Raw genomic sequence first — 26,951 nt, 5'->3', positions numbered from 1 at the left:
AGCGCCGCGGGACTGCCTGTGACTTTTTTCTGTCTGATCCTGTGTTTCTCGGACAAATTCCAATCCGTTTCGGCGTATTGAAGGTCGATACGCCTCACCCTGTGGCGCTGCATCCGGCGCCACACGAATATTCAACCTATCGGGGGAGTTGATGCGCGATTGCATCCGGTTTCTCCACCGCGGCGAAATCGTCGAGGTGAACGACTTCAAGCCGACCGACACGGTACTCGACTATCTACGCTTGAACCGCGGATTGAAGGGGACGAAGGAAGGCTGCGCGGAAGGCGATTGCGGTGCCTGCACGGTTGCGCTTGGACGCGTAGAAGGTGAGCGGGTGACCTATCGTCCGATCAATTCCTGCATATTGTTCCTCGGTCAGGTCGACGGGGCAGAACTTGTCACGGTGGACGATCTTGCACAGGATGGAACCCTGCATCCGGTTCAGCAGGCGCTGGTCGATTTTCACGGTTCCCAGTGCGGCTTTTGCACGCCCGGCTTCGTCATGAGCCTGTTCACGCTCTACCATGCGCCGGACAAGACGGCGGATCGAAGGATCGTTACAGACTGGCTAGCAGGCAACCTTTGCCGTTGTACCGGCTATCGCCCTATAATCGATGCCGCTCTCAATTCCTGTTTCGACGCCGCTGACGACGTTTTTTCCAGGCGCGAAGCACATACGCGCAAGGTGCTGCAGTCGCTTGCCGACGGACGCGACGCGTTGATCGGCGCCGAATCCTTCTTCGCCGCGCCTGCGACGGTCGAAGGTCTTGCCTCATTATACGAAAAACATCCTGACGCGACCATCGTCGCAGGAGCAACGGATGTCGGCCTTTGGGTCACCAAGCAGCTTCGCGAATTGAAGAAGATTATCTGGCTTGGGCGTGTCGAAGGGCTTGACCGTATTGAGGAAACGACCGGCGGATTATTGTTGGGAGCCGGTGCGACCTATTCCGTTGCTGAACCGTATTTCAGCCGGGTTGACCCGGACCTTGGCGAATTGTTCCGGCGGATCGGATCGAGGCAGGTTCGCGCGTCCGGGACTGTGGGCGGAAATATCGCGAACGGATCTCCGATTGGTGATACGCCGCCTGCGCTGATAGCGCTTGGCGCCACACTCGAACTCCGCAAAGGTGAAGCTGCGCGCACAGTCGCATTGGAAGACTTCTTCATCGACTACGGCAAGCAGGACCGGGCGCAGGGAGAGTTCGTGACCGGGCTTTACGTCCCCAAACTCGATCCCAACCAGATATTTCGCACCTACAAGATCTCCAAGCGCTTCGACCAGGATATCTCCGCCGTGATGGGCGCTTTTCGGTTTACTGTCGTTGAGGCCCTGATCACCGATGCGCGGATTGCATACGGGGGAATGGCGGCTACGCCGAAACGGGCCGCGGGGGCGGAAGGCGCACTTATCGGCGCACGCATGGACGATCCTTCATCCTGGGCGGCGGCACTGAAGGCCATTCTTGAGGACTTCACGCCATTGAGCGACATGCGTGCAAGTGCCGAGTACCGCCGCGAAGCAGCCAGGGCCCTTCTCGCCAAGGCGCTGATGGAGGCGGCCGGAACGGATGACGCGATGACCCGCGTGACCGGACACAGAAAATTGGAGAGCGTCGATGCGGCATGAGCATCCGGCACCGCACGAATATTCGGTCGTCAACAAGCCGACGGTGCATGACAGCGCGGTCAAGCATGTTTCGGGAACGGCGACCTATATTGACGATATTCGTGAACCGGCGGGTTTACTGCATGTGGTTCCAGGCTGGTGTCGGGATGCGATACGCGGACGCATAATCTCGATGGACCTTGAGGCCGTGCGCAATGCTTCCGGGGTGGTTGCTGTGCTGACCGCAAGCGACGTGCCGGGCAAAAACGATTGCTCTCCGTCTCTTGGGGATGATCCCGTCTTCGCAGAAGGGGAAATTCAGTTTTACGGGCAGGTGGTTTTCGCTGTGGTGGCGAAAACACGGGACGAGGCGCGGCGTGCGGCGCTTCTGGCAAAAATCGAGGTTGAGCACGTCACCCCGATCCTGACCGTAGGCGATGCCATAGACGCCGACATCACCGTTCTGCCGGATTATCAATTCCGCAAGGGCTCACCTGAAACGGGGATGGCTCAGGCCGGGCGGAAGCTTTCCGGCTCGATGCGCATTGGCGGGCAGGAACACTTCTACCTCGAAGGGCAGGTGGCAATGGCGCTGCCCGGCGAAGACGGGGATATGCACGTCTATTCCTCCACGCAGCACCCGACGGAGGTTCAACACACGGTCGCCAAGGTTCTGGGGCAGCCGGATGCTGCGGTGACGATCGAAGTGCGCCGGATGGGCGGCGGCTTCGGCGGCAAGGAAAGCCAGGCCAACCAATGGGCGGCATTGGCCGCGATCGCGGCCCGGGCAACGGGTGCGCCCTGCAAATGCCGGCTTGACCGTGACGACGATATGATCATGACCGGCAAACGTCACGACTTCCGCGCCGATTGGGCGGTGGGGTTCGACGATGGCGGGCAGATCCGCGCGATCGACATGCAGTATTTCGCGCGTTGCGGCTATTCGGCCGATCTTTCGCTGGGTGTCGTCGACCGCACGATGTTTCATTCAGACAACAGCTATTATTATCCTGATGCGATCATCAATACGCGCAGGCTGAAGACGGATACCGTTTCCAACACGGCATTCCGCGGTTTCGGCGGCCCGCAAGGCACGCTTGCCGCAGAACGGGTGATCGAAGCCATCGCGATATCGCTTGGCAAGGATCCGCTGGAAATCCGCAAGGCGAATTTCTATCGCGAAGGGCGGAATATCACGCCCTACGGCATGACCGTAGACGAGTATGAGACGCTCCATACGATCGTCACGCAACTGGAAGCTTCTTCGCAATATTGGGAACGCCGCGAGGAAGTAAGGACGTTCAACGCGGGGAGCCATGTGCTCAAGAAGGGGCTTGCGCTGACCCCGGTGAAATTCGGCATCGCATTCACGCTGAAGCACCTGAACCAGGCCGGCGCCCTTGTGCATGTCTATACGGACGGCTCGATACATTTGAACCATGGCGGCACGGAAATGGGGCAGGGGCTTTATCAGAAGGTCGCCCAGGTTGTGGCGGAGGAGTTCGGCGTATCGCTCGACCGCGTGCGCATCACCGCCACCCACACGGGCAAGGTGCCGAACACCGGCCCGACCGCCGCTTCCAGCGGGTCGGACTTGAACGGCATGGCTGCAAAACGTGCGGCAGAGGCGATAAAGGCGCGTATGGTGGCGTTTGCCGCGCAGGAATTCGACATTGAACCGGAACTGATCGAGTTCCGCGACAACCAGGTGATCCTCGGAAACGAGGCGATGGATTTCGGCGCCCTGGCCAGGCAGGCGCACCTGAACCGTATCCAGCTTTCCGAGGCCGGATTTTACGCGACCCCGAAAATAACCTGGGAACGCGAAACGGCGAGTGGGCGGCCGTTCCTCTATTTTGCATATGGCGCAGCGTGCTCCGAAGTGACCATAGACACCATGACGGGGGAAATGCGCGTCGACCGCGTCGATATCCTTCATGACGTCGGGCATTCTCTCAACCCGGCGCTCGATATCGGCCAGATCGAGGGCGGCTTCGTGCAGGGAATGGGATGGCTGACGACCGAGGAGCTTGTCTGGGACGAGAAGGGACGCCTGCGCACCCACGCGCCGTCCACCTACAAGATCCCGACCGCATCCGACGTGCCGGCGGCATTCAACGTTTCGCTCTTTGAATCGAAGGGCAATCCCGAGGATACGATCTACCGCTCGAAGGCCGTCGGCGAACCGCCGATCATGCTGGCGAATTCAGTATTCTCGGCGATCGTTGACGCGGTTGCGAGCCTGAAGCCCGGTGTCGTTCCGCCACTCGATGCACCTGCCACGCCGGAAGCGATTCTCAAGGCCGTGACGGCAATGAAACGGATGGAAAGCGCCGCTGAATGATGGTTTGGGCCACCATATCGACCGTTCTGGAACGGCAAGGGTCTTGCGCTCTTGTGACTGTGCTGAGAGCAGACGGATCGAGCCCGCGGGAGGCGGGCGCGCGGATGATAGTGCAGCCCGACGGCAGCTTCTTCGGCACGATCGGTGGTGGCAACCTTGAATACGATGCGATCGCAATCGCCCGTGAAGCGGCGAAGCGGGGACAACCCGGACTCACGCTACGGAATTTCTCGCTGGGGCCGGACCTTGGACAATGCTGTGGCGGACGCGTGTGTATCGCTATCGAAGTTGTCGATGCCGGCCGTCGGAAAGAGATCGACCGATTGTCCGAGAAGGAGCGCAGCGGCGCGTTTTCAACCAAGGCGACGATCGAAGAAGGCGGAACTGTCGGCCCGCGCGAGATTTTAGATCTGGCCGAAGCGCCGATTATCGACCTGGATGGCGCCGAATTGATCGAAACGTTCGGAGAGTTTCGAACAGAGCTTTGGCTGTTCGGTGCAGGTCATGTGGGGCGTGCTCTGGTCCTTGCATTGGCGCCCCTGCCATTCAACGTGACATGGATTGACAGCAGGGCGGACGCATTCCCGGCGATGGTGCCGGCAAATTGTCGCTGCGTCTTGAGCGAACGGCCCGAAAAGGAACTGATAAATGCGCCGGACGGTGCGTGGGTGATCGTCATGACCTACAGCCATGCACTTGACCAGGCGATCGCGGATACGGCGCTGCGTAGAACAAAAATCCCGTATGTCGGGATGATAGGCAGCCGAACCAAACGGGGCCGTATGCTATCCCGTTTCCGCGCCGGGGGCATCGAAGAAAGTGCGTTGGATCGGTTTGTGTGTCCAATCGGCTTGCAATCAATCCGATCCAAGCATCCGGCGGCTATTGCGGCTTCTGTCGCGGCAGACCTGCTTGCTAAACAGGAAACGGAGATAAGGGCGTGGAAATCTTGCGCGCCCCTTGCTTCTTCTGTTGCATCCGCAGGGCGGGCATCTTGATAACGGTTCCGACGGGGGAGCAATGGAAACCAACACGCAAACGAAATCGGGTCCGCAAGCCGGTACCTTCGAAAGGTCTGGGGATCTGCTCCTCCAGGCCAAGGGAATTACAAAACGCTTTGGCGAGATACTGGCCAACAACGATGTATCGATCGATCTCAGGGCAGGTGAAATTCATGCGCTTCTGGGAGAGAACGGGGCAGGCAAATCAACGCTGGTGAAGATCCTCTACGGCGCGCTGGAGCCGAACGACGGCACCTTGCTGTGGCGCGGAAAGCCGGTTTCGATCACTTCTCCCGCCGAGGCGAGAAAACTCGGTATCGGTATGGTATTCCAGCATTTTTCGTTGTTCGAAGCGCTGACTGTCGCTGAAAATATCGCTCTCGCCATTCCCGGCAAATTGTCCATCCGCGCGCTTTCCGAACGTATACGAACCGTTTCGACCGATTACGGTCTGGAACTCGATCCCGGAGCAATCGTTGCCGACCTGCCGGTCGGCATCCGCCAGCGTGTGGAGATCGTAAGGTGCCTGCTCCAGGAGCCCGATCTCATCATCATGGATGAACCTACTTCGGTATTGACACCGCAGGAGACGGATCAGCTTTTCATCACCTTGCAGCGCCTGACGAGCGAAGGCTGCGCGATATTGTACATCAGTCACCGGCTGGAAGAGGTGAAGCAGATCTGTCATCACGCAACGATTATGCGCCACGGCGAGGTCGTCAGCGAATGTGACCCTTCGCAGGAAACACCGGCTACCCTCGCAAGCATGATGGTCGGCGCGGAAATCAAGGATGTACGCAAGACCGGCGCCGGTGAGCCTGGGGATGAGAGGTTGGTGATAGGCAGTCTGAGCGCTCCGGCTGACGGCCCGTTTGGCGTTGCGCTGCGGGACGTCAATCTTGCGGTACGCGCAGGTGAAGTCGTTGCGATCGCCGGAATCGCGGCAAATGGGCAGGGCGAGCTATTCGACCTGATTTCTGGAGAGCGCCTTGCGGACCGGGCGGATAGCGTACTCATTGACGGACAAGCAGTCGGCCGCAAAGGCGTTAACGACAGGCGCCGGACCGGTGCGGCCTTTGTGCCGGAGGAGCGGCTTGGGCACGGCGCGGTTCCGGGCCTCAAGCTATCGGAAAACATCGTGCTGACGCGGCATGGTGTGAACGACGGGCTCGTGAACGCAGGCTTCGTGAACCGATCGCGAGCTGAGGAGCTCGAAAAAAAGATCAAGAAAAATTACGACGTGCGCATGTCACATGACGACCCGGAGGCAAGGTCGCTCTCTGGCGGCAATCTGCAGAAATTCGTCGTCGGTCGCGAGCTCGACCGAAATCCCGGCGTAATCGTCATCAATCAACCAACCTGGGGCGTCGACGCTGGCGCAGCTGCCACCATCCGCCAGGAATTGATCGATCTGGCGCGGGCTGGAAGCGCCGTTCTCGTAATCAGCCAGGATCTTGACGAGATTTTCGAAGTGGCCGACCGCATCGCGGTGATCTCGCGCGGCGAGCTTTCGGAGGCCGTATCTGCAGAAATAATGACGCGAGAAAGGATTGGTCTGCTGATGGGCGGAATAACCGATGCACATTCGGCTCAAGGCGAAGGAGCGGCGTTCGATGCGGCTTGAACTCGAAAAACGGTCCGAGCATTCGACGTTTTATTCGATCGCCTCGCCATTTATCGCAATCGGGTTGACGCTGGTATTCGGCGCGATCCTGTTTGCCGTCATCGGAGAGGACCCGGCCGAAGCGCTATACATCTATTTCGTGAGTCCATTGACGTCGACCTGGTCACTTCATGAGCTTGCCGTTAAATCCGCGCCATTGATCCTGATTGGCGCCGGTCTTTCGCTTTGCTTCCTGTCTTCGAACTGGAATATCGGCGCGGAAGGGCAATTCGTCATGGGTGCGGTCGTCGGCTCGATGATGCCCATCGTGTTTCCGGACGTCCAGAATTCACTCGTCCTTCCACTCATGATCATAATGGGCATGGCGGGCGGCGCTGCCTACGCGTTCATACCGGCGTTCCTCAAGACACGCTTCGGCACGAACGAGATCCTGACAAGCCTGATGCTCGTCTATGTCGCCCAGCTTTTTCTCGACTGGCTGGTGCGTGGCCCCTGGCGCAATCCGGAAGGATTCAACTTCCCGGAATCCCGTGCGTTCCATGAATATGCGATCCTTCCGGAAGTGCTGGAATCCGGGCGGGCGCACTATGGGGCGGTATTCGCGATCCTGGCGGTGCTTGGACTTGCAATACTGCTTTCCAAAACGCTGAAGGGTTTCGAGATCCAGGTAACCGGCCAGGCGCCAAGGGCAGGGCGTTTCGGTGGGTTTTCAACTGCGAAAATGACGTTCTTCGCATTTCTGCTTTCAGGTGCGTTAGCCGGACTTGCAGGCGTTTCGGAGGTGTCCGGCGCTGTTCAGCAGCTCCGGCCGGTGGTTTCGCCGGGTTACGGCTTTACCGCAATCATCGTGGCTTTCCTGGGGAGGCTTAACCCGATCGGCGTTCTCTTTGCCGGCATTCTGCTTGGAATATCCTATCTGGGCGGTGAGGAAGCGCAGATCGTTCTTGGTCTCTCAGACAAGATCACCCGCGTTTTCCAGGGCATGCTGCTCTTCTTCGTTCTCGCTTGCGACACGCTGATCCTCTACCGCATACGCCTCGTGTCCAAGCGTGCACCGTCGCTTGCGATGGGAGAAAACTGATGGAACTCGCTGTCGCAGTCATAATAACGATCGTTACGGCAGCGACACCGCTGCTGATCGCCGCGACTGGCGAATTGGTCGTGGAGCGCTCCGGCGTATTGAATCTGGGCGTCGAAGGCATGATGGTGATCGGGGCTGTCGTCGCCTTCGCCATCGCGCACGGTACCGGAAGCCCGTATATGGGTATCATCGGCGGCATCGCAGCCGGTGTCTTTCTTTCGCTGCTGTTCGGTTTTTTGACCCTTACGCTTGCAACGAACCAAGTAGCGACGGGTCTTGCTCTGACCCTCCTCGGCCTGGGGCTTTCCGGGGCAATCGGCGAACCTTACGTCGGTCTTCCCGGTACGAAGCTGCAGCCGATCGAAATTCCCCTGCTTGCCGATATTCCGTTTTTCGGGCCGGTCTTCTTCAAGCAGGACATCATCGTATATGTGTCATTCGCCCTTGTGGCGGGTGTGGCGTGGTTCCTCTTTCGTACACGTTCCGGGCTTACGTTACGTTCTGTCGGGGACAGCCAGACGTCGGCGCATACGCTTGGAATTCCTGTGATCCGCATTCGATATCTGGCGGTCATGTTCGGCGGGGCCTGCGCCGGCCTTGCCGGCGCGCAGCTTTCGCTCGCCTACACGCCCCAGTGGGTTGAAAACATGACAGCCGGCAGGGGCTGGATCGCTCTGGCGCTTGTCGTCTTCGCGTCCTGGCGGCCACTGCGCGTAATTGCGGGCGCCTACCTCTTCGGCGCGGTTACCATCGGTCAGCTGCACGCGCAAGCGCTGGGTTTCGGAATTCCATCGCAGCTATTGTCCTCGCTTCCCTACCTTGCGACGATAGCCGTTCTCGTTATCATCTCGCGCGATCGTCGGTTGACTCTTGTGAATACGCCGGCTTCGCTCGGAAAACCCTTCGTACCGGACAGATAACCGACGTATGAAGAGCAGGAGAGCGGGCAAAGCGCGTTCACACCTGCTTGAAAAAACCAGAGAGGATGTTGCAATCATGAAGTTGAGAATTCTGGGACTTACCCTTGCCGCCGCAATTGTCGGATCGGCCAGCGCCCAGGCGCAAGACCCGGTAGAGGCCTGCTTCGTCTACGTCGGCTCGAAAACCGACGGCGGCTGGACGCAGGCCCATGACATCGGCCGGCAGGAAGCCGACAACCTTATGGGCGATGCGGTGACCACCAAGTTCGTCGAGAATATCCCCGAAGGGGCCGACGCCGAACGCGCAATCGAGCGCTTCGCACGGTCCGGCTGCGACATCATCTTCACGACGTCCTTCGGCTTCATGGATCCCACGATCAAGGTCGCAAAAAAATACCCTGACGTGAAATTCGAGCACGCAACCGGATACAAGACGGCCGACAACGTCACGAGCTATAATTCGCGCTTCTATGAAGGCCGCTATATCATCGGCCAGATCGCCGCGAAGATGTCGAAGACGGGCGTTGCCGGTTACATCGCCTCCTTCCCCATTCCTGAAGTCGTTCAGGGCATCAACGCATTTCTGCTCGGTGCCCAATCGGTCAATCCGGATTTCAAGCTCAAGGTTGTCTGGGTGAACAGCTGGTTCGATGCCGGCAAGGAAGCCGATGCCGCCAAGGCCTTGATCGATCAGGGCGTGGATATTCTGACGCAGCACACTGATTCCACGGCTCCGATGCAGGTTGCCGCCGAGCGTGGTGCCCATGCGTTCGGTCAGGCCTCCGACATGATCAAAGCCGGTCCGGAGACGCAGCTTTCCGCCATCGTCGATACCTGGGGCGCGTACTATATCAAGCGGATCCAGGCAGTGATCGACGGGACCTGGGAATCCCAGTCGAGCTGGGACGGTTTGGCGGAAGGCATCCTCACGATGGCGCCTTATACGAACATGCCCGATGACGTGAAGGCAATGGCGGAAGAGACGGAAGCCAAGATCAAATCCGGCGAATTGCATCCCTTTACCGGCCCGATCAACAAGCAGGACGGCACGCAGTGGCTCGCCGAAGGCGAGACGGCCGATGACGGCACGCTTCTTGGCATGAATTTCTACGTCGAAGGCGTGGACGACAAGCTACCGCAATAAGACGATTAAAAGCGCCGGGATGCAGGTCGTGTCCCGGCGGCTTCCATTGATTTTTATGGGATTTCTTATTTTAAACGATGATGTGTTGGCTTCGATATCGAACTGACAATAAGATATCGATATCATGACGATGCCAATCGTGATTTTAAATCATGCCGCCAGATCCAAGAGCTGGATGCTGGCGAGCAGGGGAGTGGGCCGTGGTGCCTGATGAGCCGCCGCTAACCGCGCATGAGCTGGGCGAGGAGGCTGCCGCACTCATCGATGAGCTTTCTCGGATATCTGCCGAAGAAGACAAGCTAACGCGCCTTTACCTCACCCCGGAGCACCGCAATGCGGCGGATCTTGTCGCCCGGTGGATGCGGCAAGCCGGGCTTGACGTTCGCGAAGACAGCCTTGGAACCGTGCGGGGCAGATTACCTTCCTCAATGCCCGCCTATGGCGAAAAATGCCTTTTGATCGGCTCGCACATCGATACCGTGATCGATGCAGGAAAATTCGACGGGGCGCTTGGTGTCATCTGCGCGATTCTTGCCGCGCGCGAGCTGCGAAAGCGCGGTATCGACCTTCCATTTGACATCGATGTGCTCGCCTTCGGAGACGAGGAGGGAGTGCGTTTTCCAACCACGCTATTATCTTCGTCGGCCCTTGCCGGTACCGCGCCTTATAGCGAGTTGGACGCGCGAGACGCGAATGGTATCAGCGTCGCCGAAGCTTTGCGCGAATTCGGAGGACGCCCGGAAAACATTCAAGATCTCAAGGAGGTGCCCGAAAAGCTCGTCGGGTATCTGGAGGTCCATATCGAGCAGGGGCCCGTTCTCGAAAGGGAGGCCCTGCCGGTTGGCATCGTGACGTCACTTGCCGGTGCGGAGCGTCACTGGATTACCGTTCAAGGCGAAGCGGGACATGCCGGGACTGTGCCGATGGATGCGCGAAAGGATGCTGTTTCCGCCGCTGCGGATTTGATCGTCTCTATGGAGACGGCGGCCAAATCAGCTAGAAGCGATGGTGTCGTGGCGACCGTCGGGGAGCTTGGGATCCATCCAGGTGCGGTAAACGTTATTCCGGCGCAAGTGAAAATGACGCTGGATCTGCGCGCGGCAACAGATAGGCCACGAGCGGCGGCGATAGACGAAATCAAGGCGCGAGCAGCTAGAATATCCAGGAAGCGCGGATGCCCGATCGAATTCGATCAGTTTCATGAAGTGGTAACGTCTCCTTGTTCCGAGATCTTTCAGGACGCGGCGAAACGCGCGATTGCATCCATGGGCATTCGTCCGTTCCGGCTGATGTCCGGCGCGGGGCACGACGGTCAGGCAATGAAGGCTCTGACGGATATCGGCATGCTTTTTGTGCGATGCAGGAAGGGAATAAGCCATAATCCGTCCGAATATGTATCCATCGAAGATATGGGGATGGCTGTCGAGGCGACGGTCCGTTGGGTCGCGGAAATCGCGCAACAGGAGATGAAAGCGTGATCAAAGCGGCAATCGATGCACGGTGGGCCGAGGAGGTGGGTTTTCTCAAGGCGCTTATCCGATTGCCGAGCGATAATCCGCCCGGTGACACAATTGCTCATGCGGAGGAAACAGCGAAGCGGCTGGAAGCCCTTGGCTTTCAGGTCGAGCGCCATCCGGTGCCCGAACCTTTCGTGAAGCAACACGGGATGCGCAATGTTACCAATCTCATCGTGCGCGAGAAGTTCGGCGAAGGTACCGGGCCGACGATTGCCTTGAACGCCCACGGCGATGCGGTGCCGCCAGGTGAGGGGTGGACGAGCGACCCATACGGCGGAGAGGAAATCAATGGAGCGATCTACGGACGTGGCGCGGCAGTTTCCAAATCCGACTTCGCCACGTACACCTTTGCACTTCTTGCGTTGAAAGATACGTCCGACGGCCTGAACGGTACTGTTGAATTGCACCTGACCTATGATGAAGAGGCCGGTGGCTTCGTTGGGCCAAGATGGTTGTTGGAACAGGGCCTTTCAAAGCCCGACTATGCCATTTCCGCGGGATTTTCGCATGCGGTGACCACGGCCCATAACGGTTGTCTTCATCTCGAAATCGTTATTCGCGGCAGGCAGGCTCATGCGGCTACGCCGGAAAACGGCGCCGATGCGCTGGAGGCTGCAACACCAGTGCTTGCAGCACTCTACGAGGAACGCAAACGGCTGCATAAGATCAAAAGCGAGACGCCCGGCATCGGCTCGCCGCAACTCACTGTCGGTCTCATTGAAGGCGGCATAAACACGAATGTCGTGCCGGATCGCGTGACGCTGCGTGTCGACCGCCGGTTGATTCCGGAAGAGGACGGCGACGCGGCCGAAGAGGCGTTGAAGGATCTGATCGAAACCGCTGCGCCTGACCACGAAAGCCTTGAGGTCGAGTGCAGGCGTATCATGCTCGCCGATCCGATGCGCCCGATCTCTGGAACCGAGCGGCTTGCCGAAGTCGTCAAGCATCACGCGGGCGAGGTGCTTTGCGAAGACGTGCGCGACACCGGCATACCGCTATACACCGATGCGCGCCACTATACGCAGGTTGGGATCCCAACGGTGCTTTACGGAGCCGGACCGCGATCCATCGCCGAAGCGAACGCACACGGGGCGGATGAGCATATCATGCTGGCGGACCTGCGAGCTGCAACGGAAGTTATTACGCTGACGCTAAAAGACATGCTGAGCGGATAATCCATCATTCACAGCCGCACCCGCATAGGGGCGCATTTATCGAATAACCACCCGATACGCGCCGGATCTCAAAGAGGGCGACTCGAGTACAGCCGTCTAAGCCGTCTTCGTATGTGCCCTCGAATGAATAAATTCGCATAAGATATATTATGGAATTATTTTGACGAAGGTTTGTGGGTATGACATCAGCCAGGTTTTGGCCGCTTCAGGCTGCAGATGCCCGCCTTGGCCAAGCCAATCGTTTTGCGCTCGCGTCCATTCACTCATCACAGGCGCTTTGCCGAAGCGCATCGACGTTTTCTGCCGTCACTATCTTTCGGGCGAGCGCATATGAAAACCCTGCGCGGCAAAGCGCGGCGGTTTCCTTCTCCATGAGCTTGTGATCCACTGCGAGCGTCGTGCGCCACGGTCCGAAGCGCCGACGTTTGGCGAAGCGCATCGCGGCGGCGATTTCGCTTTTCGGATCATCGTCCAACGTTTCGTCGATCAAATCCTTCGAAACGCCTTTTGCTACCAGCGTCGCCTTGATCCTGCTCGTTGACCTGCCGCGCCGCCTGAGTCCGGCAATCTTTGTTTCGGCATAAGCCCGATCATCTACAAGCCCGTTGCGAACGCAGAAGCCAACCGTATCTCGGATCATGTCCTGAAAATCGTCAGGGTTCAGTTCCAGCGCCATAGCGGCACGCATGACCTTGCGTTGCAAAACCTGCCTGAGGTTATCCTCGCTCGATGAATAGCGCTGGAGGTATGCGATAGCCGAACGTTTCAGGCGCTCTTCCGTCGGCGGTTTTGGCGGGCGGCGGAATTTCAAAACGTGTCACGCATCCACGGAAAATGTCAGGCCGTCATAGGCAGGTTCGATATTTTCAGGCAGCTCCGCGCGAAGCGTACGGTAATCCAGATCAATATGCATGTTCGTCAGGATCGCTTGCTTCGGCGCCATGCGCTTGATCCACTCCAAAGCTTCGGAAAGTGAGAGATGGCTCGGATGATGTGAATGGCGCAATGCGTCGAGAATCCATATATCCAAGTCCCTGAAATGCAATTCAGACATTGGTGAAATATCTTTCACATCAGGGAGGTAAGCAACGTTCTTAATCTTGAAACCAAGCGCATCAATGTCGCCGTGACCAACCTTCACCGGCAGGAATTCGAGGGTGCCGCCAGCGCCTTCGACGGCAAATGCCCTCTTCGGGTCAATCCGGTGCTCGTTCAGGATCGGCGGATAGTTCGAACCTTCCGGCGTCTTGAATACATAGCCGAACGCCTCATGCGCCTTCAGAGACGTCGGTGCATCCATATAGACATCGACACGCCTTCGATGGGTAATCGCGATCGCGCGCAGATCGTCGATACCATGAATATGGTCTGCATGTGCGTGGGTATAGACGACCGCATCCAGGTCCTTCACTTCCGCATTCAATAGCTGTTGACGAACATCCGGCCCGGAGTCGATCAGCACCGTAGTGGTGCCGGTTTCGGCGACCCGCCGGACGAGCAATGCGCAACGAAGCCTGCGGTTTCTGGGCTCCGCCGGGTCGCAAGCTCCCCATATGTTCCCGACCCTTGGGACGCCGCCGGAGGAACCGCAGCCGAGGATCGTGAATTCCAGCTGCGCCGTCATTCCGCCTCCTGAAGCGGTACCTTGGAAAACAGCCGGAAGAAATTCGCCGTTGTCTGGGTCGCCATTTCTTCTGTCGAAGAACCATGGCAATCGGCAAGAACCTGGTTGGTGTGAGCGACGTAAGCCGGCTCGTTGCGTTTTCCGCGCCAGGGTTGCGGGGCGAGATAAGGAGCATCGGTTTCGACAAGAAGGCGATCACGCGGCAATTCGCTCGCGATTTCGCGTAACTCCGTTGACCTTTTAAAGGTCAGGATGCCGGAAAAAGAGACGTAGAGTCCTAATTCTATTCCCTTCAACGCCAGTTCCCGGCCGGATGAGAAACAGTGAAGAATGGCCGGAAAGGCCCCCTTCCCCATTTCGTCCTCGAGGATGGTAGCCATGTCCTCATCGGCATCGCGCGAATGAATGACCAGCGGCAACCCGGTTTCTCGTGCGGCGGCGATGTGGCGCCGGAAGCCGGCCGCCTGCAGGTCCCGCGGAGACTTGTCGTAGAAATAATCCAGCCCGGCTTCGCCGATCGCAACAACCTTCGGATGCTCGGAAAGGCGAATAAGTTCGTCGACCTCGATGTCAGGTTCTTCGCCAGCATTGTGTGGATGAGTTCCGACGGAGCAGTAGACGTTGTCATAGCGCTCCGCGATGTCGCGGATCCGGTCGAACTGTCGAACCCGAGTTGAGATTGTCACCATGACCTTCACGCCGGCATCGCACGCCCGGGCGATGATTTCATCGCGCTCTTCGTCAAAATCAGGAAAATCGAGATGGCAGTGGCTGTCGACAAGCATCAGGCTTCGCCCTCGACCTTTTCCTCATCGACGTAGCGCGGGAATACAGGTTGAGGTTTTGGAAGCTCTGTCCCGCTCTTAAGCCGTCCCTCGGCACCCAGGTTTGCGAAATTGCGCGCGCCTTCCGGCACACCGAGAGCATCGAGAATCTTTGCAGTGCTATCCGGCATGGCCGGCTGGGCAAGGATCGCGATTTGCCGGATCACCTCCGCCGTCACATACAAAACAGTGCCCATGCGCGCCGGATCCGTCTTCCTTAGAACCCAAGGCTCCTGAGACGCAAAATACCGGTTCGCTTCGGCAACACACGCCCAGACGGTCGCGAGCGCCTGGTGAATCGCTTGCGTCCTCATGGCGCTTCGGCAGGCCTCCAGCATGGCATCGGCCTGAGCGAGCATGGCCTTATCGGCATTCGAGAGCGAGCCGCAATCGGGCAAGGTGCCTCCGCAATTCTTGGCGATCATCGAGAGCGAACGCTGCGCGAGATTCCCCAGGTCATTGGCGAGATCGGCATTGATGCGGTTGACGATCGCATCGTGGCTGTAGTTGCCGTCCTGCCCAAAAGGCACTTCGCGCAGGAAAAAATAGCGTACCTGGTCTAGACCGTAATGACCGATCAGGGCAAACGGATCGATCACGTTGCCGACGGATTTGGACATCTTCTCCCCCCGATTGAAGAGAAAGCCGTGGGCAAACACACGGTCAGGCAACGGTATCCCGGCGGACATCAGGAACGCCGGCCAATAAACCGTGTGAAATCTTACGATATCCTTGCCGATCACATGCAGGTTAGCTGGCCAGTACCGCCAATTCGGCGCTGCCTCATCCGGGAATCCCAAACCTGTAATGTAATTGGTAAGCGCATCCACCCACACGTACATAACGTGTTTTTCATCGCCGGGTACCGGAATGCCCCAGTCGAATGTGGTGCGTGATACCGACAGGTCGCGCAAACCTCTTTTCACAAAGCTGACGACTTCGTTGCGCCGTTCGTCGGGGCCTATGAACTCCGGGTGTTTCTCATAATGCTCCAACAGCTTGTCCTGATAGTTGGAAAGCCGGAAGAAATAGCTTTCCTCCTCCACCCATTCGACGGGAGTTCCCTGTGGGCCGTAGCGCATGCCATCGTCGCGAAGTTCGGTCTCGCTTTCCTGATAGTAGGCCTCATCGCGAATGGAGTACCAACCGGAATAGGAATCCTTGTAGATATCGCCGTTGTCGGCCATCCGCTTCCAGATCGCCTGCGATGCCTCATAATGGCGCTCTTCGCTGGTGCGGATGAAATCGTCGTTGGAACAATTGAGCGCCCCAATCATCTCCTTGAATCGCTTGGCGTTTCGATCGGCCAAGTCCCTGACCTCGATGCCTTCTTTTCGCGCGGTTTGCAGCATTTTCTGCCCGTGTTCGTCTGTCCCGGTCAGGAAATAGACGTCACGGCCATCCAGGCGGTGGAATCGCGCGATCGCATCTGTCGCGATCGCCTCATACGCGTGGCCGATATGCGGCGCGCCGTTTGGATAGGAAATCGCGGTGGTGATGTAAAATGGCGGCTTGGCGGTCATGGCTCTTTTCGGTCGGAAACGCAGTGTCGACGGGGGCGAATGATGCCACGGCCGACTGGGCGTATTTCAAGCATCTCGAGAAAGGTCTGCGTAGGACAAGGCGCGCTGTTGCAGGTCTGCGGAACTTGTCGTCACATTCGGGCGGTTTGGGCCATTTGCCTGAAGACGGTCAAGATTACCTGCTTCCTGTCAAGGTTCAGCGCATCCGCATCCGATACGGCGTGGTTGGTCTTTTCCCACACCTCGCTCCACCTGACAAGCCGGTGTCCGCCGCTTGCTGCCTCAGCACGCAGGCGTGCGTGCAAATGCTCCGAAACGAGATCATAAAACAGAATCCACGCGTCGTCAGACCCGCTTGCGGAAGCAAAATCGGCGAACCCATGCAGGGCTTCCGTATCTACGTCCGGGAGATTAGCCATGAGGCGGTCGAACAAGCGGGCAAGTTCAAGACCGCCGGTCAACAAAAGTTGCAGCGCCCGCCGCAGGCTACCGCCGGAAAGTCGTGCCACAAGCGGAAGATCTTCCGGGTCGAGACCATGCTCCGGTACGAACCGGCCAATACCCTGCGACACCATATCGGTTTCAAGGGGTTTCAGATGTAGGCGGCGGCAGCGTGAGCGGATTGTCGGAAGCAACCTCCCCGGTGCATGAGAGAGAACGAAAAACACGGAATGCGGTGGAGGTTCTTCCAGGATCTTAAGAAGCGCATTCGCCGCATTGGCGTTCATGTCGTCCGCCGCGTCAACGATGCAGACACGCCAGTTGCCGCCGGATGCCGTGGAGCCGAAGAAAGAGACCGTGCGACGGACCTCGTCTACCGTCAGTTCTGTTCGAAACCTGCCCGTCTTCTCGTTTAGGGGGCGGCGCAAATGCAGGATATCGGGATGCGCTCCACTTGCCACCTTCCGGCTGACCGGTGATTGCGGACTGACGGCGAGCGTTTTTGCTTCCATCACCGCCGAAGAGAAGCGTTCCGGGTGCGAGAATGCGAAACGCGCGAAGCGGAAGGCAAGAGTTGCTTTCCCGATACCTCTTGGCCCACCGATAATCCATGCGTGGTGAAACCTTTCCGAGCGAAAGGCGTCAAGCAGGACCATTTCCGCCTCTTGATGGCCGATCAGATCGGTGGTTTCGCGTGGATGGGGGATGCCGTCAATCTGGTCCCACTCGCCGGGTGCCTGAGTATCTTTCTGCCGTAGAGCCATGTTTCTAGCCATCCCGTGTTCCGGGCACAATCAGAGGAACAACGCGAGTCGCATCTTCAAGCCTATGGCCGAGCCTTTCACGGACAAGTGCCCATATCGCTTCTTCCACCGTGTCGGCGGACTTTGAACCATCGACGACGGCAATCCGATCCGGTTCCGCCTTGGCGAGATCAAGGAACATGGCTTGCCGGCGAACCTGCACTTCGAGATCATCCTTTTCGAACCGGTCGGGCGCGCCGGATGCCGATTCAGTGGCGCTTCGCGTGGAGACCCGCGCCAAGCCGATATTCGGCGGGACGTCTATCAGGACCGTGAGGTCGGGCTTCTTTCCCGCAACTGCGAGGTTTTCCAGTTCACGAATGAATGCCGGATCTACCCCGGCCTCACCCTGGTAGACGCGGGTGGAATCGGTAAAACGGTCACATAGGACCCATTCGTCGCGTTCGAGCGCTGGAAGGATAATAGAATCCATATGGTCGGCGCGGGCCGCCGCAAAAAGCATAGCCTCGGTATCCGGACCAAGGGCTCGCGCCTTGCCCGAAAGAAGAACGCTGCGCACGACCTCCGCTCCCGGGGAGCCGCCGGGCTCACGCGTGACAAATACCGGAATGCGCAGCTTTTCAAGATGTGCTTTCAGGCGGGCAATCTGCGTGGATTTGCCTGCGCCCTCGCCCCCTTCAAAGGTTATGAATTGTCCCGTCACGCAGTTGTAGCCTCTTGGTCGGGGTAGCGCTGGTTCCTGAAAAACCGGTAACTGGTGTCTGCAAATCGAGTGTAGCCGATTCAGCGGCAGCCTGCAGAGACGATCCGAGGCGCACCTACCACCAACCGAATAATGTTTCCGTCACCGAATCGAGGGCCTTGGTCCGCATTGTCCCTTCTTCCACCCTGTCCATTGTGACAAGGGAAGTGCGGTAGGTAACGACATCGTTTTTGAGAATGCGAAGCTCCCCTGCTTTCTGCCCCTTCTCGACCGGGGCGATGAGCGGGCCTCGGTAAACGACGCGGATTTTATAGTCGTGCCGGTCGCCGCGCGGTAAAAGGACACGTACCGGCGCTTCCGCTGCAAGTGCAACACCGGATTTCGTGCCGCCAAAAGTACGGGCATCCGCAACCGGCTCCCAAGCATCGTAAAGTATTACTTCCTCGAAGTCTTTCTCGACACTGTCGAGAAGCCGTTTCAGGGCGTCGATGCGAGCGCTCTCGCTGGGTGCGCCGGCGACGACTGCGACGAATCGGCGATCTCCTCGAACCGTGGAGCCGACGGCATTGAAGCCGTCCGTCTCGCTGAAGCCCGATACCATGCCGTCGAGTTCACGGATCTCTCCCAGCACCGGGTTGCGATTGCGCTGAAAAATATTGTTCCAGGTGAACTCGGGGAGGCTGTAGAGGTAATAGAATTGAGGGAATTCATCCAGGATGTAATTGGCCAGCACGGCGAGGTCGCGTGCGCTTGTATGAGCGCCTTCCGCTTCGTAGCCGGTCGGATTTGCGAAGCGTGTGTTTCGCAGGCCTATTTCTCGGGCAAGCTCGTTCATAAGATCGGCGAAATCTGCTTCGCTGCCGGCCATTCCCTCGGCGATGACAATAGCCGCGTCATTGGCGTTTTGGATTATGAGGCCGCGCAAGAGATCTTCCACGCGGATCTCGCTGCCCAGTTCGGCGAACATCGTTGCCGTGCGTGCCGGCGCGCCACCTGTACGCCATGCATGCTCGCTCACCTTGAATGTGGTGCTGAGTTTTAGTTTGCCCTCTTCAAGTGCCTTGAAGACGACCGCAGCTGTCATCAGCTTCGCGGTGGAAGCGGGAGGAAACGGTCGCTCGGGATCGGTCGCTGAAAGCAGCGTTTCCGTCGTCGTATCGAGGAGGTAGGTGGATGTCTTTTCAGCACCTTCCTCCGCGCTTGCGGGCGGATGAAGGAAAAACGTCATGGCCAGAAGGCCAGTCTGCAACATTGATATGAAACCGTACCCTGCACGCACTTTTCGTCGCCCGATCTGCCAATGCGGTGGACGTTAGCGAAAATCTCAATGATTTCAAATTTAAATATAAATTGCAGAGCTTTCCTGGCATCCGAAAAGCCCGACTATTCCGGGAGTTTCACAGCGAGCGCAGCCAGCGAAACTCCGCCCCCAATTTCCGATATGGCGGAATAGGCTGCACTGATGCGCAGTCTTGCTGAGTAGGATGACACTGCCGACCCGCCGTCGAAGCCCGAATTCCTTACCGGAAGCACGCCGAGGACACCAGGTTGAGGGTCAGGCGATCCGGTCGGGCGGTTCAATGCGGCGGGAAGCGTCAGATCATACGGTTTTCCCAACTGCTGCGCGGAAGGGACAAAAGCATTTGCGGATGCGACCTGAATGGTTTTGCCAGACGCTTCGAATGCAAGTGCGGGATCGAAAGCCGCCACTTCTATCCCCTGCTGCAATTGCCCGTCCACCGATGCGAGAGTTGTGAATGCGCCATAAGGCCGGGTTTGCGGAATTGGGGCGGAACTAAAAATGGATGCCGGTGGCGTTGCCTGTGCAAGCAGCGTACCCGGCAAGGTGCCGCCCGGCGTCGTCTCGCCCGGGCCCGAATAGGATGCGAGAAGAAATTCCTCATCCCGACCATCCAGTCTCGCAGGGCCGACATATTCGACCTTCACCTTGGCGACGCCCTTGTGCTTGTAATCAAGCAATGTCGCAACACGCTCCGAAAGGTCGATTTCCCGGTTCCCGTGGAACGGCCCTCTATCGTTCACGCGAACCGTGACCGAACGGCCATTCTCAAGGTTGGTGACGCGAGCATAGGAGGGAAGCGGAAGTGTTGTATGAGCAGCCGTAAGTGCGCTTCGATCGAAAATTTCGCCGTTAGCCGTCATCCGCCCGTGGAATGTCGGTCCATACCATGATGCATAGCCGACTTTCTCATAGTTCGGATCGCGCTTCGGCTTATACCATTTGCCGGCTACCTTATACGGCTTGCCGACCACCGCGCGTCCGCCGCCTTTCGGAACGGGTTTGCCATCGGCGATAACTTTCGGGCTGGCGGGAACACCATATTTCGCGGAACTGAATTTGACCTTCTTCTCGCTCGGCCCCGAAGAACATCCTGCTACGGCGATGCACAGCAACGCGGTTGCCGTTGCGCCAGCTCCGCGCGGGGAAATAAAGAAGGAGAATGCCGTGCTGGAGGCTTGCGATGCGTTCTGCTTCTTGGGTCTCATGCCGTCTTACTCGATACACGTTGTCGACTGACTTGCCTGCACGGGGCAGATCGTTAGCCGCCGGCCAACCGCTTCGATCATTCCGGCATTCGATTAACATGCCGGAAACATCCTCCCGTCAGGCAGCGCCGTCCCCCAAAAATGGCGCCAAACCAGAGAATGCATCAAAGCTCTTACTGTATCGTGAACGACACGTCGAGACACAGATCGCCTCAGTAAGACGATAATGATATCAATATGGTAAATGATTTCTTAATTGTGGCGGATATGTCACTGTCCGATCCGCGCACGGCCGCTTAACCCGTCATCACGAGTCCATAAAAGTGTACCTTCGCCTCGTTCTGCGAGAGTAAAGCAAAAGCGCTTGCCGTCGTACCAGGACTTCCATTTCTGACAAAGTTTGTCGCCCTGGACCCACCAGTTCCCGGAATCGGTCGGTTTCATCAAGCGGCCAAGTCCAACCGCCTTGCCGGATCCGTCGACCTTTCCATTGCTTTGATAGTAAAGCGGGAACTCGCCGCCAAACGGCGTCTTGAGAAAAATCCGTTTACCTGAAACCGCTGCCTTTATTTCGTTTCCTGTCATCACGGAATTTGCGACGGCTGGTTTCGTCATAAAGCAAATCGCCATTGCGACGGCGAAAACGCCTGAGAACCGGAAAAACGAAGGATACTTGCCTTTCATCGTCACCTCCCGTTTTCATCACTGGAAGGTACGCATGTGCAAATCTGACGGATCAATGAATGATCGAATTGCAAGTGACCCACGTCACATCCCTGGAAGCCAATTAGCTGTAGACAAGTTGTTGGCGCACGCCCCTGCGCCTTTCGCCGTATAGACGGCGTTGCCGCTGATCCGGCCCCTGCCTCGACCTGCCGGGTCGGCGGCTTATTTCCCAGCCGACCAGGAAGCCGGATACACGGTTGAAGTCTGCTCCTGACGCACACTCTTGACATTCGCTTTCGAAACACCGAAACGAGGCGCGTCGGAGGTGTGGCCGAGTGGTTGAAGGCACCGGTCTTGAAAACCGGCAGGCGGGAGACCGTCTCGTGGGTTCGAATCCCACCGCCTCCGCCATGAATTCTTTCAGGCGCCTAATATGTCGATATTTTTGAACTTACTTTAATTACGCCGCATAGATTATATTCGCCCCCCCTTTCATTAAGTGAAGATATGTATCCGTGATATGATCACGTAGCGTTCGTTTATTATAATTTTCAATGATTGACCTTCCAGCCGCTGGAACAATTATGTATTGGGCTGTTTTATGTGCTGATAGGCGAAAAGATGAACGGTCAAAAAGGCGACTCCACCGAGAAAAGCATCGATAGTCCGCATGACGACGGCCGCGATCCTGGAACGCATGCACACTCGGTTATCGACCCTGTGTGCGGCATGAAGGTGACGCCTGGCGAGGACAAGCCGTCGCACGACCATGCCGGCCACCGCTATTTCTTCTGCAGCCAAAGGTGTCACGACAAGTTCGTCGAGACGCCCGAGAAATATCTGGGCGATCGACCCGAAACGGAAGCCATGCCGTCCGGCACAGAATACACCTGTCCGATGCATCCGGAGATCATCCGCGACGAGCCGGGCTCCTGCCCCATTTGCGGCATGGCCCTGGAACCGATGGGCGTGCCTTCCGTCGATGAAGACCCGAACCCGGAGCTTGTCGATTTCACACGACGCTTCTGGGTGAGCGCGGCTTGTGCCCTCCCGCTTCTCGTGCTGACGATGGGGCCGATGGTCGGCATTCCTTTTCGGGCCTGGCTTGGCGAGAGTGCTTCGGTCTGGGTAGAGTTATTTTTGGCCACACCGGTGGTTCTCTGGGCGGCAGTTCCTTTCTTTGAGCGTGCCTATCACTCTTTTCTCAACCGCAGCCCGAACATGTGGACGCTTATCGGCCTTGGCGTCGGCGCGGCCTATGGATACAGCGTCGTGGCGACACTCTTTCCGAGCGCGTTTCCGGCTTCCTTCCGGATGGAGAGCGGCCATGTGCCGGTCTATTTTGAAGCCGCTGCCGTCATCATCGCGCTGGTGTTCCTGGGCCAAGTTATGGAACTGCGGGCGCGCGAACGCACGGGCTCGGCTATCCGAGCTCTCCTCGATCTTGCACCGAAGACCGCGCGGCGTATCGATGCGCAGGGCAACGAAGAAGAAGTGCCTTTGGATGAGGTGAAATCCGGCGACCGGCTGCGCATCCGCCCGGGCGAAAGCATTCCCGTCGACGGTAGCATCGCCGAGGGCCGCTCGTCGGTTGATGAATCCATGATCACGGGGGAATCTGTCCCGGTCGAAAAGGAAACCGGCGACGGCGTCACCGGCGGCACGCTCAACAAGAACGGCTCCCTCATCATGGTGGCCGAACGCGTTGGTGCCGACACGATGCTTTCCCGCATAGTCGACATGGTGGCCAAGGCGCAGAGGTCACGCGCGCCGATCCAGGGGCTTGCCGACCGTGTGGCGGCCTGGTTCGTGCCGGCAGTGGTGCTTGTGGCCGTTTTCGCATTTGTCATCTGGGCGATCTTCGGACCCTCACCGTCGATGATATTCGCCATTGTTTCGGCGGTCTCGGTGCTGATTATCGCTTGTCCCTGCGCCCTCGGACTTGCGACGCCCATGTCGATAATGACGGCGACCGGACGTGGCGCGCAGGCCGGCGTCCTGATCAAAGACGCCGAAGCACTGGAACGCTTTGCCCACGTCGATACGCTGATTGTCGATAAGACGGGCACGTTGACGGAAGGAAAGCCGAAGCTAACGGATGTCATCGCGGACGACTGGGATGAAATGGATGTCCTGCGGCTTGCGGCAAGCCTGGAGCGGGGTTCGGAGCATCCGCTTGCTGATGCGATCGTCGAAGCGGCACGTGAACGCGACCTGGAGCTTTCATCGGCTTCCGAATTCGAGGCGGTTACGGGCAAGGGTGTAACTGGTGAAATCGCGGGTAAATCCGTTGCACTCGGCAACAGGGCCATGATGGATCATCTCGGGATCAACACGGATAGATTCTCCGAGAGGGCAAAGGATCTGAGCGGGGAAGGAAAGACGGCAATGTTCGTCGCCGCCGATGGGCAGGTAATCGGGCTTCTGGCGGTTGCCGACCCGATCAAGAAGACAACGGCCGATGCAATCCGTGCTCTGCACGACCTTGGTCTCACCATCATCATGGCGACCGGCGACAACGAGCGCACTGCGCGCGCTGTTGCCGGCAAGCTCGGCATCGATGATGTCAGGGCCGAAGTGCTGCCGGAAGACAAGCAAGCACTGGTCGAAGAATTCCTCACAAAAGGCAAATCCGTTGCAATGGCAGGCGATGGCGTGAACGACGCCCCTGCCCTTGCCAGCGCCCATGTCGGCATTGCCATGGGAACTGGGGCGGATGTCGCGGTCGAAAGTGCGGGACTGACGCTCGTCAAGGGTGACTTGAATGGCATCGTCCGCGCACGCAAGCTTGCCACAGCGACGATCCGAAACATCAAGCAGAACCTGTTTTTCGCCTTCGTTTACAATGCTCTAGGCGTGCCCATCGCGGCGGGCGTTCTTTATCCCGTTTTCGGGACGCTTCTTTCTCCGATGATCGCGGCGGCTGCCATGAGTCTTTCTTCCGTGTCCGTGATCTCAAATTCTCTAAGGCTCAGGAACATCCGGCTTTGATGGCGTTCAAGCAGGCCGGGAGAACCGGCAATGCACTTCACAATTCAGTGAGTTATTTGATAATATTGAGATAAATCAATTCGTTATTCCCTCGACAAGATATTCATCTACTGATGAGCAGTGCGTTTAATGCAAGAATTTCGTCATTTCAAAATGGAGAGAGAAATGAATAGGTTTCTTTCAATCGTCATGGGCGGCATGGCTATGTTTACCGCAATGAGCGGGGTTGCGGCGGCGCAGTCGAATGACTTTCGAGGCTATCACGGCCACATGTGGGGAGATGGTTACGGATATGGTTTCATGGGCGCCGGTATGATGTTTCTGTTCTGGGGCCTGATCATCTTTCTGGTCGTTATTGCCGTGCGGTGGTTCATGGACCGTGACAGTGCTTCTAAAAAAAGCGGCGACGCGCTGGAAACGCTGAAGCTGCGTTTAGCGCGCGGGGAAATTGATGTTGCGGAATACGAAGAGCGTCGTAAGGCTCTTGAGGGATAGGTTTTCGAGGCTGGCCGTCACTGTCGGACGGTTATTAACGCTGCGGCCCTTGACCTTCCAGTCATGGTAAGGTGTTTATATTCTCCGTCTACATGCGCGGTCACCTGGCAGGTCGCATGCAGACGGAAATACCTGCAGCATAAAGAGTTATGAGCCAAGGCTATGAACATCGGTCACGCCTCGGAAAAATCAAATCTCCCCGCAAAAACGATCCGTTATTACGAGGAAATCCATCTCATCAAACCGGGTCGGGCCGAAAACGGATACCGCGATTATTCAATACAGGATGTTCATCGGCTTCGATTTCTTCAACGAGCCAGGAGCCTGGGCTTCACCATCGACGAATGCCGCCAGCTGCTTTCGCTTTATGAAGATGACGAACGCTCCAGTGCGGACGTCAAAAGGATTGCCAATTCGAAGCTTGCCGAGATCGGGGAAAAGATTCGTGAGTTGAGATCGCTTGAGGCGACTTTAAAACACCTCGTCTCGCACTGTAACGGCGATGACCGGCCGGAGTGCCCGATCATTGATGATCTTGCCGGAAACAACGACGCATGAACCGAATGCGCATCCTGCTTCTGATCGGCATTGCGGCGATCGTTCTTGCCGTGTTGCGATTCGGCTTCGAAAAGCCGGACGATGGAAAGGCGACGCCTGGTGGAGCAATTGTTTCTGTTCGAATCCCGGAATTGACAGGCCGCGCCGAGGCCGGGCAAAAGCTGTTTTCCGCAAACTGTGCGGTCTGTCACGGTGAAAACGCTGCCGGTCGGGATGGTATGGGCCCACCTCTTGTCCATAAAATCTATGAACCGGGCCATCACGCGGATGGGGCGTTTTACCTTGCCGTAGCGCGTGGAGCGCGCGCCCATCATTGGCCTTTCGGCGATATGCCGCCGATCGAGGGCTTGACGCAAGACAATATTGCCAAAATTGTCGATTACGTTCGCACGCTGCAACGAGCCAACGGGATATCATGACGACGTGATCGAAAAAGGGAAAACAATAATCTTTTGCCGTTTTTTCTCGGTTCTGGCGGTATTGTCGCTTGTTATGGCGGGTGGGTTTTATGCTCATGCCGGCGAAATAAGCCCCGCAGGACACACGCACTCCCTTTCGCATTACAATCACACTGATCATGGCCATTCAGGCGTTCCCGAAAATCACAAAAGTGAATCCGGGTCCCTGCATTGCGGCTCCAATATTCTGGCGCTTTTTCATGAATGCGAAATAGCGCTCCTGGTCGAGGCAAACAAACCGGCGTTATTCCTGTCGGTCGCCGAAGTTTCCCATCATCCAGTTCCCGAACCTCCCCCGCCACGCTCTTTCTGACTGTCGCTCCGCAAACCTGGACGGTATCAGCCGTCAAATTGATCGATAGACAGGAGAAGACCTCATGAAGAATTTCAAGGCCTATACCGCGGCCGGCATTTTGCTTGTGGCGGCTTCGGGAGCATTTGCCCATGGAGGTGCGACCGGCATCGTGAAAGAACGCATGGATGCCATGGGTGAATTGGGGAAAGTGATGAAAACGCTCTCCGCAATGATGCGAGGGGAAACGAAATACGATGCTGCGGTCGTGCGAAACAGCGCCCGAACGATCCGGTCCCACGCCGGAGCTACGATGGTGAAGCTTTTCCCCGAAGGCAGCAATCCGACCCCTTCGGAAGCCCGCGATACGATCTGGGCTAACTGGAATGAGTTCAACGAACTTGCAGACCGGCTAGCCTTGCTGGCAGAGGGGCTTGAGGGTGCCGCGGGGAACGGGCGCATGCATGAAGGTGGCGAAGCGGCGAGCTTTGACACGATGCACATGATGGGCACTGGCCCGGCCTCCTTGATGGGCGGCGAAGGCATGCTGGGCATCTCAGAAATGATGGGGGGCGGCTCAGGCTTCGAGAGTGCGGATTTTTCCGAAATGCCCGCGGACGGAGTTTTCAACATGGTGGCGCTGACATGTTCGACCTGCCACACGAAGTTCCGTCAGGAAAAAAAATAGG

24 protein-coding genes and 1 tRNA gene are annotated in these 26,951 nt (G+C 57.7%); 16 read left to right on the top strand and 9 right to left on the bottom strand.

What is annotated here, in order from left to right:
• Window positions 1-151: 151 nt before the first annotated feature.
• The 9 genes from xdhA (at window position 152) to HPQ64_RS14040 (ending at window position 12,415) form a co-directional block, all read left to right on the top strand.
• Entirely contained in the window at window positions 152-1,630 is a 1,479-nt protein-coding gene (gene xdhA, locus HPQ64_RS14080) for a xanthine dehydrogenase small subunit (protein WP_172889115.1), read from the top strand.
• Window positions 1,620-3,953 carry a xanthine dehydrogenase molybdopterin binding subunit gene (xdhB, locus tag HPQ64_RS14075; protein WP_172889113.1) on the top strand — a complete coding sequence of 778 codons (2,334 nt, stop codon included), beginning with the start codon at window positions 1,620-1,622 and terminating at the stop codon, window positions 3,951-3,953. The genes xdhA and xdhB overlap by 11 nt, the downstream gene beginning before the upstream one ends.
• Window positions 3,950-4,951: a xanthine dehydrogenase accessory protein XdhC gene (xdhC, locus tag HPQ64_RS14070; RefSeq protein ID WP_172889111.1), complete on the top strand. Its 1,002-nt coding sequence runs from the start codon at window positions 3,950-3,952 to the stop codon at window positions 4,949-4,951. The genes xdhB and xdhC overlap by 4 nt, the downstream gene beginning before the upstream one ends.
• 22 nt (window positions 4,952-4,973) lie before the next feature.
• The gene (locus tag HPQ64_RS14065) at window positions 4,974-6,578 is read left to right on the top strand and encodes an ABC transporter ATP-binding protein (RefSeq protein ID WP_172889109.1); all 1,605 of its coding nucleotides are present in this window, start codon (window positions 4,974-4,976) and stop codon (window positions 6,576-6,578) included.
• Complete coding sequence (locus tag HPQ64_RS14060; RefSeq protein ID WP_172889107.1) at window positions 6,568-7,659, top strand: ABC transporter permease; 1,092 nt, start codon at window positions 6,568-6,570, stop codon at window positions 7,657-7,659. Before HPQ64_RS14065 ends, HPQ64_RS14060 begins: the two co-directional genes overlap by 11 nt.
• Window positions 7,659-8,579 (top strand): ABC transporter permease, encoded by a 921-nt coding sequence (locus HPQ64_RS14055; RefSeq protein ID WP_172889106.1) that lies wholly within the window; start codon window positions 7,659-7,661, stop codon window positions 8,577-8,579. Before HPQ64_RS14060 ends, HPQ64_RS14055 begins: the two co-directional genes overlap by 1 nt.
• A gap of 76 nt (window positions 8,580-8,655) precedes the next feature.
• Window positions 8,656-9,723 carry a BMP family ABC transporter substrate-binding protein gene (locus HPQ64_RS14050; protein ID WP_172889105.1) on the top strand — a complete coding sequence of 356 codons (1,068 nt, stop codon included), beginning with the start codon at window positions 8,656-8,658 and terminating at the stop codon, window positions 9,721-9,723.
• 203 nt (window positions 9,724-9,926) lie between these two features.
• The gene (locus HPQ64_RS14045; protein WP_343036009.1) at window positions 9,927-11,201 is read left to right on the top strand and encodes an allantoate amidohydrolase; all 1,275 of its coding nucleotides are present in this window, start codon (window positions 9,927-9,929) and stop codon (window positions 11,199-11,201) included.
• Window positions 11,201-12,415, top strand: coding sequence for an ArgE/DapE family deacylase (locus tag HPQ64_RS14040; RefSeq protein WP_172889603.1), 1,215 nt, complete (start codon window positions 11,201-11,203; stop codon window positions 12,413-12,415). The genes HPQ64_RS14045 and HPQ64_RS14040 overlap by 1 nt, the downstream gene beginning before the upstream one ends.
• Before the next feature lie 259 nt (window positions 12,416-12,674).
• Here the strand turns inward: HPQ64_RS14040 and HPQ64_RS14035 are convergent, their stop codons facing one another.
• The 9 genes from HPQ64_RS14035 to HPQ64_RS13995 all read right to left on the bottom strand — a co-directional run bounded on the left by HPQ64_RS14035 (window position 12,675) and on the right by HPQ64_RS13995 (window position 21,486).
• Window positions 12,675-13,226 (bottom strand): regulatory protein RecX, encoded by a 552-nt coding sequence (locus tag HPQ64_RS14035; RefSeq protein ID WP_172889103.1) that lies wholly within the window; start codon window positions 13,224-13,226, stop codon window positions 12,675-12,677.
• A gap of 6 nt (window positions 13,227-13,232) precedes the next feature.
• The gene (locus tag HPQ64_RS14030) at window positions 13,233-14,039 is read right to left on the bottom strand and encodes an MBL fold metallo-hydrolase (RefSeq protein ID WP_172889102.1); all 807 of its coding nucleotides are present in this window, start codon (window positions 14,037-14,039) and stop codon (window positions 13,233-13,235) included.
• Window positions 14,036-14,824 carry a TatD family hydrolase gene (locus HPQ64_RS14025; RefSeq protein WP_172889101.1) on the bottom strand — a complete coding sequence of 263 codons (789 nt, stop codon included), beginning with the start codon at window positions 14,822-14,824 and terminating at the stop codon, window positions 14,036-14,038. The genes HPQ64_RS14030 and HPQ64_RS14025 overlap by 4 nt, the downstream gene beginning before the upstream one ends.
• Window positions 14,824-16,386, bottom strand: coding sequence for a methionine--tRNA ligase (metG, locus tag HPQ64_RS14020; protein ID WP_172889100.1), 1,563 nt, complete (start codon window positions 16,384-16,386; stop codon window positions 14,824-14,826). Before metG ends, HPQ64_RS14025 begins: the two co-directional genes overlap by 1 nt.
• Before the next feature lie 131 nt (window positions 16,387-16,517).
• Window positions 16,518-17,591 carry a DNA polymerase III subunit delta' gene (locus HPQ64_RS14015; RefSeq protein WP_210260273.1) on the bottom strand — a complete coding sequence of 358 codons (1,074 nt, stop codon included), beginning with the start codon at window positions 17,589-17,591 and terminating at the stop codon, window positions 16,518-16,520.
• Window positions 17,592-17,595: 4 nt separating this feature from the next.
• A complete protein-coding gene (gene tmk, locus HPQ64_RS14010) occupies window positions 17,596-18,294 on the bottom strand; it encodes a dTMP kinase (protein ID WP_172889098.1) in 699 nt (232 codons plus the stop codon).
• A gap of 115 nt (window positions 18,295-18,409) precedes the next feature.
• The gene (locus tag HPQ64_RS14005) at window positions 18,410-19,546 is read right to left on the bottom strand and encodes a D-alanyl-D-alanine carboxypeptidase family protein (RefSeq protein WP_172889097.1); all 1,137 of its coding nucleotides are present in this window, start codon (window positions 19,544-19,546) and stop codon (window positions 18,410-18,412) included.
• 131 nt (window positions 19,547-19,677) lie between these two features.
• Window positions 19,678-20,802: a septal ring lytic transglycosylase RlpA family protein gene (locus HPQ64_RS14000; RefSeq protein ID WP_172889096.1), complete on the bottom strand. Its 1,125-nt coding sequence runs from the start codon at window positions 20,800-20,802 to the stop codon at window positions 19,678-19,680.
• A gap of 270 nt (window positions 20,803-21,072) precedes the next feature.
• Window positions 21,073-21,486, bottom strand: a complete 414-nt coding sequence (locus tag HPQ64_RS13995; protein WP_246270711.1) for a hypothetical protein — start codon at window positions 21,484-21,486, stop codon at window positions 21,073-21,075.
• 303 nt (window positions 21,487-21,789) lie between these two features.
• Between HPQ64_RS13995 and HPQ64_RS13990 the strand changes: the two genes are divergently transcribed.
• The 7 genes from HPQ64_RS13990 (at window position 21,790) to HPQ64_RS13960 (ending at window position 26,950) form a co-directional block, all read left to right on the top strand.
• Window positions 21,790-21,879: transfer RNA gene (locus HPQ64_RS13990), tRNA-Ser, on the top strand.
• Window positions 21,880-22,089: 210 nt separating this feature from the next.
• The gene (locus tag HPQ64_RS13985) at window positions 22,090-24,459 is read left to right on the top strand and encodes a heavy metal translocating P-type ATPase (protein ID WP_172889095.1); all 2,370 of its coding nucleotides are present in this window, start codon (window positions 22,090-22,092) and stop codon (window positions 24,457-24,459) included.
• Window positions 24,460-24,624: 165 nt separating this feature from the next.
• The gene (locus HPQ64_RS13980) at window positions 24,625-24,954 is read left to right on the top strand and encodes an SHOCT domain-containing protein (protein ID WP_210260272.1); all 330 of its coding nucleotides are present in this window, start codon (window positions 24,625-24,627) and stop codon (window positions 24,952-24,954) included.
• Window positions 24,955-25,116: 162 nt separating this feature from the next.
• Window positions 25,117-25,512, top strand: a complete 396-nt coding sequence (gene cueR, locus HPQ64_RS13975; RefSeq protein ID WP_172889094.1) for a Cu(I)-responsive transcriptional regulator — start codon at window positions 25,117-25,119, stop codon at window positions 25,510-25,512.
• A gap of 5 nt (window positions 25,513-25,517) precedes the next feature.
• Window positions 25,518-25,931: a c-type cytochrome gene (locus HPQ64_RS13970; protein WP_172889093.1), complete on the top strand. Its 414-nt coding sequence runs from the start codon at window positions 25,518-25,520 to the stop codon at window positions 25,929-25,931.
• Between the two features lie 4 nt (window positions 25,932-25,935).
• Window positions 25,936-26,283 (top strand): hypothetical protein, encoded by a 348-nt coding sequence (locus HPQ64_RS13965; RefSeq protein ID WP_172889092.1) that lies wholly within the window; start codon window positions 25,936-25,938, stop codon window positions 26,281-26,283.
• 64 nt (window positions 26,284-26,347) lie between these two features.
• On the top strand, window positions 26,348-26,950 hold the full coding sequence (locus HPQ64_RS13960) for a c-type cytochrome (protein ID WP_172889091.1): 603 nt from the start codon (window positions 26,348-26,350) through the stop codon (window positions 26,948-26,950).
• Window position 26,951: the final 1 nt, after the last annotated feature.

The organism is Hongsoonwoonella zoysiae, assembly GCF_013266695.1.
Classification (GTDB): Bacteria; Pseudomonadota; Alphaproteobacteria; order Rhizobiales; family Stappiaceae; genus Hongsoonwoonella; species Hongsoonwoonella zoysiae.
Note: the sequence above shows the minus strand (reverse complement) of the source record. Positions and strands in the feature narration are given on the sequence as shown.

Coding starts and splice junctions, on each gene's coding strand:
- xdhA (WP_172889115.1), top strand. CDS start 152: ATGCGCGATTGCATCCGGTTTCTCCACCGCGGCGAAATCGTCGAGGTG.
- xdhB (WP_172889113.1), top strand. CDS start 1,620: ATGCGGCATGAGCATCCGGCACCGCACGAATATTCGGTCGTCAACAAG.
- xdhC (WP_172889111.1), top strand. CDS start 3,950: ATGATGGTTTGGGCCACCATATCGACCGTTCTGGAACGGCAAGGGTCT.
- HPQ64_RS14065 (WP_172889109.1), top strand. CDS start 4,974: ATGGAAACCAACACGCAAACGAAATCGGGTCCGCAAGCCGGTACCTTC.
- HPQ64_RS14060 (WP_172889107.1), top strand. CDS start 6,568: ATGCGGCTTGAACTCGAAAAACGGTCCGAGCATTCGACGTTTTATTCG.
- HPQ64_RS14055 (WP_172889106.1), top strand. CDS start 7,659: ATGGAACTCGCTGTCGCAGTCATAATAACGATCGTTACGGCAGCGACA.
- HPQ64_RS14050 (WP_172889105.1), top strand. CDS start 8,656: ATGAAGTTGAGAATTCTGGGACTTACCCTTGCCGCCGCAATTGTCGGA.
- HPQ64_RS14030 (WP_172889102.1), bottom strand. CDS start 14,039: ATGACGGCGCAGCTGGAATTCACGATCCTCGGCTGCGGTTCCTCCGGC.
- HPQ64_RS14025 (WP_172889101.1), bottom strand. CDS start 14,824: ATGCTTGTCGACAGCCACTGCCATCTCGATTTTCCTGATTTTGACGAA.
- metG (WP_172889100.1), bottom strand. CDS start 16,386: ATGACCGCCAAGCCGCCATTTTACATCACCACCGCGATTTCCTATCCA.
- HPQ64_RS14015 (WP_210260273.1), bottom strand. CDS start 17,591: ATGGCTCTACGGCAGAAAGATACTCAGGCACCCGGCGAGTGGGACCAG.
- HPQ64_RS14005 (WP_172889097.1), bottom strand. CDS start 19,546: ATGTTGCAGACTGGCCTTCTGGCCATGACGTTTTTCCTTCATCCGCCC.
- HPQ64_RS14000 (WP_172889096.1), bottom strand. CDS start 20,802: ATGAGACCCAAGAAGCAGAACGCATCGCAAGCCTCCAGCACGGCATTC.
- HPQ64_RS13995 (WP_246270711.1), bottom strand. CDS start 21,486: ATGAAAGGCAAGTATCCTTCGTTTTTCCGGTTCTCAGGCGTTTTCGCC.
- HPQ64_RS13985 (WP_172889095.1), top strand. CDS start 22,090: ATGAACGGTCAAAAAGGCGACTCCACCGAGAAAAGCATCGATAGTCCG.
- HPQ64_RS13980 (WP_210260272.1), top strand. CDS start 24,625: ATGAATAGGTTTCTTTCAATCGTCATGGGCGGCATGGCTATGTTTACC.
- cueR (WP_172889094.1), top strand. CDS start 25,117: ATGAACATCGGTCACGCCTCGGAAAAATCAAATCTCCCCGCAAAAACG.
- HPQ64_RS13970 (WP_172889093.1), top strand. CDS start 25,518: ATGCGCATCCTGCTTCTGATCGGCATTGCGGCGATCGTTCTTGCCGTG.
- HPQ64_RS13960 (WP_172889091.1), top strand. CDS start 26,348: ATGAAGAATTTCAAGGCCTATACCGCGGCCGGCATTTTGCTTGTGGCG.